We start from the raw sequence: 13,885 nt of genomic DNA, 5'->3' as shown, positions 1-13,885 counted from the left end.
CTGGAATAGAGCTGGCGTAACTTTGTCCTGTTAAAAGATAAGTCATGCAGTTTCCCTATCAATTGGCCGCAAAAGGAACATATTCACTCAAAAATGTACGTCTCGAAACAGGATTTGAATATGATGATGAAGAAGTGATCAGAACAAAAACTGACCTTTTCAGTATTGAAATAGAAAATGGAAAGATTAAAGCTGTAAAAGCTAATGATCCCACTTCCGATGCTTTGGATGCCAAAGGTTTTTTAATGCTTCCCGCATTAAAGGATTTGCACATCCATCTGGATAAAACGTTATATGGACTTCCATGGCAGGCACTGTCGCCGAAACGGAGAACGGTAAAGGATATGATCGCCTATGAACAGGAAATCATCCCTGAACTCTTAAAAACATCCGTGGAAAGGGCAGAGCAGTTGATCAGCTTGCTGCAGCATTACGGAACTCATTTTGCGAGGACACACTTTAATATTGATCCTACTTCAGGTTTAAAATCATTGGAAAATCTTGAAAAAGCATTAGAGCATAAAAAAGATTCTTTTAAAGCAGAGCTTGTGGCTTTTCCACAACATGGTTTGTATTATACAGATACCGCTCCTTTGATGAAAGAAGCAGCACAACTGAAAAGTGTGAGTTTTATCGGAGGGTTGGATCCTTTAAGTATTGACGGGAGTATTGAAAAAGTACTGGACTTTACGGTCCAGCTGGCTTTAGATCATAAAAAAGGAATCGATATCCATTTGCATGAAGCAGGAGAGTCCGGGATGAAGACAATCAATTATCTGATTGATAAGGCGATTGAAAATCCAATGCTGAAGGGGAAAATATTTATAAGCCATGCTTTCGCTTTAGGACATCTTTCACCAAAAGAAACGGAGAAGATTGCAGAAAGACTGGCAGAAGGAAAAGTGGGAATTGCATCTTCTGTACCCTTCAGAGGAACGGTAATGCCGATTCCTGTATTGAAAAAGTACGGGGTGAATGTTCTGATTGGAAATGATAATGTACAGGATTACTGGAGTACCTTCGGTTCAGGAAATATGCTTCAGAAAGCTAATCTTATGGCAGAACTGTACGGATATGAAACTGAATTGGAACTGTCCAGAACACTTCAGTTTGCTACCCAAAGTATTCTTCCGCTGGATGACAATGGAAAACAGCAATGGCCAAGGCCAGGTGATGAAGCTTCTATTGTACTGACCGATGCCTCATGTTCAGCAGAAGCGGTTTCCAGAATGTCCAAAATAGAAGCCCTGATGAATGACGGAAACTTATTCTGGAGATATTAATTGAAATATATATTTTTTGATATACTTGTTTTTTGTGAATAAAGCCATTGGATTTTCTGATGGCTTTTTCGATGAATTGATTTGAGCAATAAAAAGCCACCAGAAAAATTTCTGATGGCTTTTAAAAGTAGATATGAAGAAACTAGTTACTTATTTATTCTATGGAATGAAATGTATTGATATGTTTCTATACAAATTGAAGTTCCATTACACCCCATTGATTAGACTTATAAATTAAAGTTTGTCCAACCTGCGTACCAAGTATCACTAGCATCTTTTACAGCTCCTCTAAAAGTTACAGGTGTAAACCAGCTTGCTAATTTAGTGTGGGTAAACAAACCGCCTGTTAATAATGGTGATCCTGAAGCAGGAGAGAAGTTTGGAGTAGTTCCCGCTGGTGCCCATGCATTGGTTAATTTTGCATCAGCTGTATACGTTAGAATAGAATTTGCACCTGTATTGAACCAAGTGGTAAGATCTGCTAAAGTATAACTTGTAGGAGAAGATGTAGATGCTCCGAATTTTAACGGAGTTGTATTTCCTGCTAAAATATTATTCTGGAAAGCTAAGTTTGAATTAACAATATTATTATCTGTTGGTGTACCTTTGGTAGCATCAATGAATAACCCAACCGGGAATCCAGTGAAAACAGAGTTGAAAACAGAAATTGAAGAATTTCTTCTCACCTGTAAAGCATTCTGGAATAAAGAGTTGATTGAGCCTGCATTCGTACTTGTGCTTGAAGAGTTAATTGGCCCGATGATAGTCATGTTTGAGAAGGTAGCAGACGTTTGTGGCGTTAAAGCTGAACCATTGGCGTCATTATCTGATTCAAAAGCATTAGAACCTGAAACGTCAGCAACCTGAGGATCTCTTACAGCAATACCAAACTGGATTTTTCCTGAGAAACCGTTATCAGTATCAAAATCGTCATCAAGACCTTTGTAAGAAATAAGGTGAGAACAGTTTACCGTTCCTCCAAACCATTCAAAACTGTCGTCATTTGCATAAGCAACCTCTACATAATCTACTGTAGTACCATTACCTACACCTCCGAATGTAATACCATTGATTTCTTTATCCGGTAAGAATGCATACCCGGCATATTCTACTCTTACATATTTTAATACACCACTGTTGTCGGTAGCATTGGTTCCTCCGTAAAGACCTAAACCTTCAGTGTTGTTGATTCCACCTTCGATCTCTCCAATTCCTGCCTGCCCGTTGAAAGAAGCATTGGTAGGAGCAGCTCCTAATATAACCAGCCCTGCCCAGTCACCTCTTTTAGGGCTTGGTTTCTCTGAAGTAAAGATAATAGGGTTGCTGGCAGTTCCTTCTGCCATGATTTTACTTCCTCTTGTAATAATTAATGATCCGTTTTTATCGGCTTCACCTACAATTTTAGTCCCTGGCTCAATAGTTAATGTAGCCCCGTTAGTTACATATACTAATCCTCTTAACTTATATATTTTATTAGCTTTAAGCGTAAGATTGGCTGTTATTTTTCCTGAAAGAATTAGGTTTTCAGTATCTCCACCGCCTGACCCTCCATTTTGAACGATAGTTTCACCATCTTCTTCTATATTTCTACATGCGGTAATAGTTGTTGCTAATGTACCAAGCATTAAAGAGTATAAAACAATTTTTTTCATGTTATAAAAACTTATTTATTAGATTAGATTTTGATTAAAATTAAAAGCTGTACCCCAGAGTTACACTGATGTTCGTTCCTGTTACTCTGTCTATAGCAAGTGCATCAGCACTGTCATATTTTTTGTTATTGTTAAGGTCATGGTAGAATTTAGCATGACGGTTTAAGATATCCGAAACGTTAAGCTTGATTTCTCCTTTATTCTGCCATATCTTTTTAGCAACCTGGAAATCAAGAAGAGGTCTTGGAGCTTCCCAGATTGGTGGAACCTGATCGTTTCCTACATAAAGGATTCTTCTTCCGATCACGTTGAAAAGTACTGTTGAAGTCCATCCCGTTTTTTCAGCGTCATACTGAAGACTTAGGTTCACGGTGTAAGGAGATTGTCCCTGCATCGGTCGGTCAGTTTTAGTAGCTTCGTCAGTTACTCTGTTTTTGATCAAAGCGAAGTTTCCTCCAAAAGTGAAGTTTTTAAGAGCGCTTACGAAATCAAGTTTCTTTCTGAATTCAAGTTCAGCGCCATAAGCATCTGCTTTATCTACGTTCAGGTAATTAAATGTATTACTTGTTCCTACACCAGACTGGTTAAAGTATAATTCAATAGGATTTTTGAAGTTCTTATAGAAACCTGCAACGGAAAGGATTTCTCCGTTTCTTGGGTACCATTCCCAACGAAGATCCGCGTTTGTAATTTTAGTTCTCTGAATAAACTTATTACCAATCACGGTAGCTCCTAAATCAAAGTCATAATAAGCCAGCGGTGAAACCTCTCTAAATTCGGGTCTTACAACGGTCTGTGAACCCGCAACACGGATATTCATGTTGTTATTAACCTTAAATGTTAAGTTAAGCGCAGGTAAAAAGTCAGTAACACGAGTATTTACGAAACGGTCATCACTCTTTTTTGTACTTCCTACCAACTGGTCAAAGTTTTCAACTCTTAGCCCCCATACAGCTCTAAACCATGGTGCAAAATTATTATCAAACTGTAAATAGCCTGCATTGAGAATAGTATTGGCAATATATCTGTATTGGTTACCTGAAATTTCGTCGAAAGTAAACTTACTTCCATCCGTCCCAAAGTTTTCAGGGTTGAAAATAGTTTCAAAAGGCTGAGAAAGTAATCCCTGATTATATCCCGAAAGTTTTACAGAGAATGGTCTGGAGTTGTATATTCTGTCTTTTACTTGGAATAAATATCCTCCTTTCACAGTTTGTTTTTGTCCAAACATCGTAAAAGTTTTGGATAGATCTCCACCTGCATTATATAAATAATCACTAAGAGTTGAGTAGAAAACACTTCCCGATTTTTGTGAAAGTCCGTTGGAAATTAACGCTAGATAAGGACTTCCTGTCATATCAGGATACTGATTATACTGTAGACGCTGCAATAATGGGATATATTGATCTAAAATACCAAAGCTGCCATACCAGTTTAAAGTGATCCCCCCAAGAGCATCTATTTTATGAGTACCGTTAAGCGTTGAATTGTAGAAAGTAGTTTCCTTAAATCCAATTTCTCTTGCCATGATATTTGTTCCGTTTACAGGATCAAATTCAAAATCTTTTCCTGTTCTGAAAGACATATGATTTACCGTATTATTGGTAATGATATTTTTCAGGGAAATTTTATTATTGCTGTTAAGCTTTAAAGTAAGATTTAATAAACCACCTAAGATCACATCATTTTGATATTTTTCTGTAAAATAATCAAAGTTGGTGTCAGCAAGCTGGTCGTTTATAGTGAAGAAACGGTTTCTGGATTCAGTTCTTCTTTTATTGTTGCTGTAATTTAGAACGGCAATAACACCTAAATCCTTTCCGAAAATTTTTGTATTGAAACCTCCGTCAAGCTGTAAGCTTACATTCTCAGGATATCCGATACTGTTATAACCAAGATTTTTTGTAAATCCTTTTCCTATATTGGTTTTTTGATCTTCATTCAGGATGTTGAATGCATTTTTTGCCGGCATATCCGAAGGCAGTTTTCTGTAACCGTCATCGATTCCCAGGAAATCCCATTTTCCACCCTTCTGCATACGGAATTCCTGCCCCATCGTAATAGAGTTTCCTCCAACACCTACCTGAAGATTAAAAAAGTTTTTGTTTGGAATATCTTTAGTATTTACCTGGATCAATCCACCTGCCCATTCACCACTGTATTCAGGAATGAAGGTTTTGTTGATAACAAGCGTCTCGATAACGTTGGCCGGGAAAAGATCAAAAGAGAAAGTTTTTCTGTCAGGCTCTGTACTTGATAATTGAATACCGTTCAGCATAGCCTGATTATAACGATCGGACAAACCTCTTACAACAATGTATTTTCCATCGAACAAACTTACTCCGGATACTCTTTTCAGAACTTCTCCTGTGTTTCTGTCCGGGCTTCTTTTAATAGCTTCAACACCAATAACCTGAGAAACCACCCCGGAATTTTTTTGTAAACCAATAGTAGAGGCTATCGTTTCTTTTCTGGCATTGGATTTTATGACAACACCCTCAATTTCTTTAGTGGATGGCTTACCCAAAACAATATCAAGATGAGTATTGGCGTCATTTTTTACAGTTACTTCACTGATCTCTTTTCTGTTGTATCCATTGGAAGTTACCGTGATAACATAGTTGGTTCCGGGTGACAGATTGATAGAGTAGTATCCGGAAATGTCAGTCATTACTTCCTGATCATTTACTTTTACTTTTACACCTTCTATAGGATTATTGTCTTTCTCATCCAATACCCTGCCCTCTAAAACCTGACTTTGTGCAAAAGCATAGCCGGCAGAAAACAAAGCAAGTAGCATAATGCTCTTGTGGAGTTGTTTTTTCATTTTACTTTATCTTACTAAATTCTTTCCGTGCAAAGGAATAAAAGATAAACGGGGTAAGTGGTTTAGTGAATTTTAATTTTTCCTTAACTAAACATTAAGAAAAGGACATTATTGTTAACTTTATGTGAACGATAATAGATTTGTTCATCTGTGCTTTAAAATTTATTAACTTTGACTCAGTAAAAATTGAAAATGAACCAAAAGAAAATACTCTTAATAGACGACGAACTGGATATTTTAGAGATTCTGTCTTACAACCTGGAAAAAGAAGGCTACGATATCTATACAGCTACAAACGGTAACGAAGGGATAGAGAAAGCTAAAGAGATTATACCAGACCTTATCTTATTAGATGTCATGATGCCCGAAAAAGATGGGATCGAGACCTGTCAGGAACTCCGTAAAGTAAAAGAACTTCAGAAAACACTGATTGTTTTTCTTTCTGCCAGAAGCGAAGAGTTCTCACAGCTAGCAGGATTCCAGGCCGGAGCCAACGATTATATCGTGAAGCTGATCAAACCGAAAATTCTTACTTCCAAAGTGAATGCTTTACTGCAGTTGACTTCTCAGGTGTCAGACAATGCAAAATTAATCGAGATCGGAGATTTGGTCATCGACAAAGACAATTTCAGAGTTTCCAAAAGCGGACAGCAGTTCCTTCTTCCTAAAAAAGAGTTCGATTTGCTTTATCTTCTTGCTTCAAATACCGAAAAAGTATTTAAAAGAGAAGAAATTCTGGAAAAAGTATGGGGCAACGACGTCATCGTAGGAGAGAGAACCATTGACGTACACATCAGAAGATTAAGAGAAAAACTGGGAATTAATACCATCCAGACATTAAAAGGAATCGGTTATAAGCTTATCGTTTTATAATTTAAAATCCTACCTTTACATAACCTATAAAAACTTGTAAAATTGAAATTTTACAGACTTACACTCGTCGCCTCGTGTCTCCTGACACTGGTGATGTTTCTTTTAGTAATCATCTTTGATTCACTGAAGGATATCTATTACCGTACCCCTTTTTTTAAAATAGGCCTTTTTATCTGCCTGGTCCTTATTTTTATCATCAACTATGTGGTGTTGGAGCTTCTTTTCAACTACTATGGTAAAAAGCAGGTTCGTGGACTATCACAAATGCTTCCGCAGGAAATTGTTAATGACAATAACGAAAACATTACCATTAGAGAACTGGGTGAAAGATTTTCGGATCTCAATCAGCAGCAGGTAACGGAGATCGATATGATGAAGGAAATGGAAAGCTACCGTAAAGAATACATCGGAAACGTTTCCCATGAACTTAAAACACCGTTGTTTTCCATTCAGGGATATGTAGAAACCCTAAGAGATGGTGGTGTTGATAATCTTACGATCCGGGATAAATACCTGGAAAGGATCGATAAATCTGTAGAAAGACTTATTGCGATTGTGACGGACCTTGATATGATCAATCGCCTTGAAGCGGGGGAGATCAGCATCAACACTTCAAAATTTGATGTCAACCTTCTGATTAAGGAAATTTTTGATCTTCTTGAATTTGAAGCAGAAAAACACAATACCACACTGCAGATTCAGACTCTTCATCCGCAGATCTTTGTGGATGGCGATAAACAGAAAATTTCACAGGTCTTTATTAATTTAGTTTCCAATGCGATCCATTATGCCAACAGACAGGAAGCGAAAGTAGTTGTGAAAACCAGCGTTCTCAAAAATAAAGTACTGATCGAGGTTATAGATAACGGAATGGGAATTAAAGCAGAGATTCTTCCGAGGATCTTCGAAAGGTTCTACCGCGTGGAAACCAGCAGAAGCAGAAGAGAAGGAGGATCGGGACTTGGACTGGCTATTGTAAAACATATCCTTGAAGCCCATAACGAAAATATAACAGTAGAAAGTGTTTATCTTGAAGGAACTAAATTTAGCTTTATGCTGGAAAAAAGCAAATAATTCCGGTAAAATGTATGAAAAAAAAATATTTTAAAAAATCGTGAAATATTTTTTTGTCACCTGTCATTTATTATATATTTGCAATAGAGATTTATCATAATAATTAAGGCAAAAAAGTAATTTAAGAAACTGATATGGTTTACAAGATCCGCGTAATATTAGATGCGAAAGAAGATATTTTCCGTGATATTGAAGTAAGAGGAAAGCAATCACTATGGAACTTACATTTGGGAATTAAAAGTGCGTTCAACCTGCAGGGAGATGAGCTTTCCACTTTTAATATGTTGGAAGACGACGGAACAATCCTTAAAAGTGTTCCCCTGGAAGATATGAGTGACGATGGTGATGGCGAAATTATGTCGGATGTGTACATTGATGAAGCTTTTGGAAATGTGGGCGACAAGGCTCAGTTCCAGTACGGGCTTCTTGACCTCTGGGAATTTTTCTGCGAGCTTGTAGAAATCATCGAAGAGACAAAAGGAGTTAATTACCCTATTACCGTATACAGATTTGGAAACGTTCCTTTAAAAGCACCAAGCAGAAGCGGAAGTGGTGGAGGATCAAAGAAAAGATCAGCAATGCCGCTTTTGGATGATGATTTCAGCTTTGATGATGACTTTGCAGTAAGCACCAGTTTTGAAGACGAGGATGACGACAGTTTCGATGATGAAGAAGAAAACTACGACGATGATGTTTTCGAAGATGAAGAAGATAACGACGATGAGAGATAACATCTGAATACAATATACAGCCCTGGATTTACGGTCCGGGGCTTTTTTATGCCAATGGTGAATTTCACAAATCAAAACTGAATTGTAAAGCCCTCCATAAATTTGAATAACTTTATTCACTATTCACTATTCACTATTCACTATTCACTTTCACCTTTCCCATCTTTCATAAAAAAACATTCCTTACTTTTGTTAAAAATAGATGAATGAAGAAATTAATTCTGCTAGCAATAATTGGTCTGGGAATTGTTTCCTGTACCACTCAAAACACAATAAACACTATGGATTTGCCGAAAGAATGGAAGCGCACAACCAATATATACGAAGTAAACGTTAGACAATATACCCCTGAAGGAACATTCAAAGCATTTGAAAAAGAAATGCCCCGTCTGAAAAAAATGGGAGTCAGAACACTTTGGTTCATGCCTATAACGCCCATTGCCCAGCAGAACAAAAAAGGAAGTCTGGGAAGCCCTTATGCTGCCTCAGATTATACTTCCATTAATCCTGAATTTGGGACAATGAATGATTTCAAACATATGATCAATGAGGCCCACAGATTGGGATTCAAAGTGATCATAGACTGGGTTGCCAATCATACAGGATGGGATCATGTCTGGACAAAAACACATCCCGAATTTTACTTGAAAGATCCCGATGGAAAATTTCATATTGCTTCCGGAATGGATGATATCATTGAACTGGATTATAAAAATCAGGAGATGAGACTTGCCATGATTGATGCGATGAAATTCTGGGTGAAAGAAACCGGTATAGATGGTTTCAGATGCGACCTTGCTTCCTGGGTGGAAGTCGATTTCTGGCAGCAGGCACGTCCGGAAGTGGAAAAAATAAAACCGCTCTTCTGGTTGGGAGAATTTGACGAACTGGAAAGCCCTGAATATGGAAAAGTATTTGACGCCAGCTATTCATGGAAATGGATGCATAAATCTGCAGATTATTATAAAAAAAATGAGCCTCTTCAGGAACTTAAAGATCTCTTGTTACAATATTCGAAGATTGGGGATAATTCAATGAGAGCATGGTTTACGGCTAACCATGACGAGAACTCGTGGAACGGAACTGAATACGAAAAATATGGAGTGATCACGAAACCCATGGCTGTATTCTCCGCAACGTGGAACGGCGTCCCATTATTGTATTCCGGTCAGGAACTTCCCAATATGAAAAGACTGGAGTTTTTTGAAAAAGATGCGATAAAGTGGACCAATACCTACCAGATGGCAGAATTTTATAAAACCTTACTCGATTTAAAAAGTTCCAATCCTGCATTAAGAGGCGGAGATGCCAATGTTTCGACTTATCTGCTGAACACAACAGCTAATGACAAAATCCTGGCTTACGTAAGAAAGAACGGAAAAGACGAAGTACTGGTCGTTTTGAATATGTCAAAAGAACCGGTCAACTTCAGCATAGAAGATCAAAATCTTTCAGGAACATTCAGGAATATTTTTGACCGGACAAAAAGAGATTTTAATAGTGGAAAAGAGTTCAACTTTAAAGTTTCAGATTACGCAGTTTTTGAAAAATAAAGAGGCATGAAATACAGGGTGGAATATTTTCAAACTGTTATAAATAATCAATAAGGGCGGGCTTTAGCCCGCTTATTTTATGCATATTGGCAATCGGCTTTAGCCGGAATTATACTTTTTGGGCAATCATTTCTTAGATTGATCAAAAAATCTACACGAAAACTTCACGACATGAATAAACAGGAATTATTAAATATCATAAAAACAAAGATCACAGACAAAATCCGGAATTTTGAACACCTGATCGCAGAAACCCGTGCCTCCAGTAACGATACCAAAAGTTCGATGGGAGATAAATATGAAACCGGGCGTGAAATGCTACAGCAGGAAATTAACAATCTCCAACGACAACTTAATGAATCTTTAAACCAGCTCTCAGTGATTCAAAAAATATCAACTGAACCTTCGGATAAAGTACAGAACGGAGCTCTCGTTAAAACCGATAAAGGTATTTTTTATATTGCGGCATCTGTAGGAGAAATTATGTCCGGAAATCAGAAGGTCATGGCTATTTCTGCAGAATCTCCGCTGGCAAAAGCAATGTTAGGTAAAAAATCTGAAGAAGAATTTACTATAAATAATATTCACCAAAAGATTATAAATATTTGGTAAGCGATCAGATTAAAATAATAAATTGAACTAAAAGTATCTCATGTAGGACGGGATATTTTGATTTTTGTTCATGTGATAATCAGTTATTGTTAATAATTTAGGAAAATTTTTGAGGTATTGGTGTGAAAAAGTTGTGTTGATTTAATGAAATAAAGGAAATTAAAGATTGATTGTTAATAAATTCTGATGTTAAAAATTTAAATTGATGTCAAAGTTTTGAGGGATCATTCATTCCGTATTTGGAATTTTTTAGTTAATTTTTTTTATTATAATTATATTTTTTAATTAATTATATTTTAACGATATGTGTTTAAAATTACGGATTTCGTAATTATTTTTCATTTTAACTGTTAATTGTATTGGTTCAATTGTTATATTTGGATGGATAACACACCAAATAATTATTGTCTATGAAAAACAAATTAACACTTATGGTTTTTGTTCCGCTTTTGGTAAGCGGAATTGCCTTACACGCTCAAAGATATGTTGAGCAAAGAATTGATGAGGGGCATTCATCAATGATTACATTCAAACCGGGAACCAATGCGAGAGACCTTGCATTGTCTGACAACGGAAAATTCTTTTCCGAGATTTTAAACCTTCCTGCAGGATCTACAATGGTTAAAATTAAATCTGCAAAACTCTTCAGTGATTTTTCTGATGAAAAATACCAGCTTTATCACAATGGGATTAAGGTTGAATTTGCCAATTATATGCTACACTATGTAAAAGGCAATCTGGTAAGCATGAATGGGGAATCCTATGATACCAACGATCTGAATACCCAGGCCGATGTATCAGAATCTGCCGCACTTAGCACTGCCATGAAATACACCGGAGCCAAAGTTTTAATGACCAATACGGAATACGGTAGAGAGATTAATTATCAGCCTAAAGGAGAGCTTGTTCTATTACCGGTTGAGGCTGCAAATGGTAAATACAGACTTTTGCTGTCCTACAAATTTGATATCTTTTCTGCTGAACCTTTCCTGAGATCCCATGTGTATGTAGATGCCAAATCCGGAGCTGTATTGCTTAATGACCAGATTATGAAGCATGCGGGAGAACATTCTCACGGAAAAGGAATGAGTGGTACTTCTCCTGCCGGACCGGAAAACAAATCGGCACAGGATTTCGCCTCAATTTTTGTTGCCGGAAGCGCCCAAACAAAATACAGCGGAACAAAATCAATTGAAACTACTCTTGTTAGTGGAAAATATGCATTAAAAGACAATACGAGAGGAGGAGGAGTCAATACCTACAATAACAATAATGCGAACTATACCAGTCTTACAAAAAACAATATTACCGATACTGACAACAACTGGACAACAGCAGAACATTCATCAACGGGGAATGATGTAGCACTGGATGTTCATTGGGGAGTAGAGAAAACATACGATTATTTCAAAGATACATTCAATAGAAATAGTTATGACAATCAGGGGGCAGTACTCGACAGTTATGTTCATGTACGAAGCTCATGGGAAAATGCAGCCTGGATAGGAAACGCCATGGTGTATGGTGATGGGGCCAGCACTTTTAAGCCTCTTGGAGCATTTGACGTAACTGCTCACGAATTGGGACATGCCGTATGTCAGGAAACTGCTGATTTGGTTTATCAAAGAGAATCAGGAGCATTGAATGAGGGGCTTTCTGACATCTGGGGAGCTGTGGTTGAAAATGCCTACGCACCCGAGAAGCAGAACTTCTTAATTGGGGAGGATATTACCAAGGTAGCTCCTAATTATTTAAGATCTATGAGTAATCCCAACACAGGGTTGTCCAAACAACCCGATACCTACAAAGGAACCTATTGGAAAGATGCCAGTAATACCTGTATTCCAAATCCAGATACTAATGATAGTTGCGGTGTTCACTACAATAGCGGTGTGCTGAATTATTGGTTCTATCTTCTGGTAACAGGAGGTTCTGGAACCAATGATATTGGAAACAGCTTCAATGTTGCCGGAATCGGATTTGAAAAAGCAGCTAAAATCGTCTACAGATTAGAGACCTCTTATCTGACTGCCAATTCTAATTATAACAATGCCCTAACCTATGGAATTCAATCCGCAAAAGATCTTTTCGGTGCTGATTCAGCGGAACATAAGGCAACACAGAATGCATTTTATGCCGTAGGTCTGGGAACAGCCTATTCCGGAACTCCTACAACAGATACTCAGGCACCTACTGCGCCTCAGTTATCTGCGTCAGCTGCAACACAGAATTCAACGACCCTTTCATGGAGTGGATCTACAGATAACGTAGCCGTGACAGGATACGATGTTTACAGAGGAACGAGCCTTCTGGGATCTACTTCTTCTACCACTTATGCGGTAACAGGATTGACACCAGCTACCACTTATACCTTCACGGTTAAAGCAAAAGATGCAGCAGGAAATATTTCTGCAGCAAGTAATGCTGTAAGTGTCACTACACAGTCAGGCGGAACTACGGTTACCTATTGCGCGTCTTCGTCAAGCTCCACGGCTGATGAGCGCATCAGCAATGTGAAATTTGCCGATATTAATAATACATCAACCGGTACAGCAGGATATGAAAACTTTACTTCCGTTATTGGAAACGTTGTCAAAGGAAACACCTATACTCTTACAATAACACCGTTCTGGACATCCACAAAATATAGTGAGGGATATGCGGTTTATATTGATTTTAATGGGGACGGGGACTTTACTGATAGCGGAGAATTAGCTTGGACAAAAACAGCTAGTACAACCTCTCCTGTATCTGGAAGTATTACCATTCCGTCTGCAGCGATTACAGGCAATACAAGAATGAGGGTAATAATGAAATACAACGCAGTACCTTCTTCATCATGTGGAACAATCAACTACGGGCAGATTGAAGACTACACATTACAAATAACTTCTGCAGGTTCTATTTCTTCATTGATTGCTGAATCTTCAGCAGGCCATTCAGCCATCAGCATTTATCCGAATCCGGTAAAAGATGTGATTAAAATTAAATCTCAATCCGGTTCAGAATTCAGATATCAGGTGGTTGATGCCCGTGGAAGTGTCGTTCAGTCAGGAGAAACAAAATCCCAGTCTATCAATGTTGAAGCATTGCTTCAGGGAGTGTATATCCTTTCACTGGATAACGGCAAAGAGAAAATAACCCAGAAGATTATTAAAAATTAGTCACTGATTTTTAATAGATCCTGCGGGATTTAACAAATGAATACTACCCTTGAACAGTTGTGGAAATAATTTTCACAACTGTTTTTTTATGATCTATGATAACTCAAAATCGGTTA

General features: G+C 37.7%; 9 protein-coding genes. 7 read left to right on the top strand and 2 right to left on the bottom strand.

The window, feature by feature from the left end; translation table 11 throughout:
• Positions 1 to 44 precede the first annotated feature (44 nt).
• Positions 45 to 1,283, top strand: coding sequence for an amidohydrolase (locus NZD88_RS19500; RefSeq protein WP_259831318.1), 1,239 nt, complete (start codon positions 45 to 47; stop codon positions 1,281 to 1,283).
• 227 nt (positions 1,284 to 1,510) lie between these two features.
• Here the strand turns inward: NZD88_RS19500 and NZD88_RS19495 are convergent, their stop codons facing one another.
• Together NZD88_RS19495 and NZD88_RS19490 are read right to left on the bottom strand one after the other, a co-directional pair.
• The gene (locus tag NZD88_RS19495; protein ID WP_259831317.1) at positions 1,511 to 2,935 is read right to left on the bottom strand and encodes a hypothetical protein; all 1,425 of its coding nucleotides are present in this window, start codon (positions 2,933 to 2,935) and stop codon (positions 1,511 to 1,513) included.
• A gap of 40 nt (positions 2,936 to 2,975) precedes the next feature.
• A complete protein-coding gene (locus NZD88_RS19490) occupies positions 2,976 to 5,762 on the bottom strand; it encodes a TonB-dependent receptor (RefSeq protein WP_259831316.1) in 2,787 nt (928 codons plus the stop codon).
• A gap of 192 nt (positions 5,763 to 5,954) precedes the next feature.
• On the opposite strand from NZD88_RS19490, the gene NZD88_RS19485 reads away from it, so the two are divergent.
• The 6 genes from NZD88_RS19485 (at position 5,955) to NZD88_RS19460 (ending at position 13,769) form a co-directional block, all read left to right on the top strand.
• On the top strand, positions 5,955 to 6,635 hold the full coding sequence (locus NZD88_RS19485) for a response regulator transcription factor (protein ID WP_073175137.1): 681 nt from the start codon (positions 5,955 to 5,957) through the stop codon (positions 6,633 to 6,635).
• Between the two features lie 42 nt (positions 6,636 to 6,677).
• The gene (locus NZD88_RS19480) at positions 6,678 to 7,709 is read left to right on the top strand and encodes a sensor histidine kinase (RefSeq protein ID WP_169236534.1); all 1,032 of its coding nucleotides are present in this window, start codon (positions 6,678 to 6,680) and stop codon (positions 7,707 to 7,709) included.
• A gap of 134 nt (positions 7,710 to 7,843) precedes the next feature.
• Complete coding sequence (locus tag NZD88_RS19475) at positions 7,844 to 8,440, top strand: plasmid pRiA4b ORF-3 family protein (RefSeq protein WP_259831315.1); 597 nt, start codon at positions 7,844 to 7,846, stop codon at positions 8,438 to 8,440.
• A 206-nt stretch (positions 8,441 to 8,646) separates the two neighbouring features.
• Positions 8,647 to 9,993 carry an alpha-amylase family glycosyl hydrolase gene (locus tag NZD88_RS19470; RefSeq protein WP_259831312.1) on the top strand — a complete coding sequence of 449 codons (1,347 nt, stop codon included), beginning with the start codon at positions 8,647 to 8,649 and terminating at the stop codon, positions 9,991 to 9,993.
• A 171-nt stretch (positions 9,994 to 10,164) separates the two neighbouring features.
• Positions 10,165 to 10,605, top strand: a complete 441-nt coding sequence (locus NZD88_RS19465; protein WP_259831311.1) for a GreA/GreB family elongation factor — start codon at positions 10,165 to 10,167, stop codon at positions 10,603 to 10,605.
• A 410-nt stretch (positions 10,606 to 11,015) separates the two neighbouring features.
• Positions 11,016 to 13,769, top strand: coding sequence for a M4 family metallopeptidase (locus NZD88_RS19460; RefSeq protein WP_259831310.1), 2,754 nt, complete (start codon positions 11,016 to 11,018; stop codon positions 13,767 to 13,769).
• The last annotated feature ends 116 nt before the right edge of the window (positions 13,770 to 13,885 follow it).

Origin of the sequence: Chryseobacterium pyrolae, from assembly GCF_025153485.1 — a bacterium.
Lineage (GTDB): Bacteria > Bacteroidota > Bacteroidia > Flavobacteriales > Weeksellaceae > Chryseobacterium > Chryseobacterium antibioticum.
Note: the sequence above shows the minus strand (reverse complement) of the source record. Positions and strands in the feature narration are given on the sequence as shown.

Bases quoted from the DNA above. Each gene is read 5' to 3' on its own strand.
- NZD88_RS19470 (WP_259831312.1), top strand. From the start codon at position 8,647: ATGAAGAAATTAATTCTGCTAGCAATAATTGGTCTGGGAATTGTTTCC.
- NZD88_RS19490 (WP_259831316.1), bottom strand. From the start codon at position 5,762: ATGAAAAAACAACTCCACAAGAGCATTATGCTACTTGCTTTGTTTTCT.
- NZD88_RS19460 (WP_259831310.1), top strand. From the start codon at position 11,016: ATGAAAAACAAATTAACACTTATGGTTTTTGTTCCGCTTTTGGTAAGC.
- NZD88_RS19500 (WP_259831318.1), top strand. From the start codon at position 45: ATGCAGTTTCCCTATCAATTGGCCGCAAAAGGAACATATTCACTCAAA.
- NZD88_RS19485 (WP_073175137.1), top strand. From the start codon at position 5,955: ATGAACCAAAAGAAAATACTCTTAATAGACGACGAACTGGATATTTTA.
- NZD88_RS19475 (WP_259831315.1), top strand. From the start codon at position 7,844: ATGGTTTACAAGATCCGCGTAATATTAGATGCGAAAGAAGATATTTTC.
- NZD88_RS19465 (WP_259831311.1), top strand. From the start codon at position 10,165: ATGAATAAACAGGAATTATTAAATATCATAAAAACAAAGATCACAGAC.
- NZD88_RS19495 (WP_259831317.1), bottom strand. From the start codon at position 2,935: ATGAAAAAAATTGTTTTATACTCTTTAATGCTTGGTACATTAGCAACA.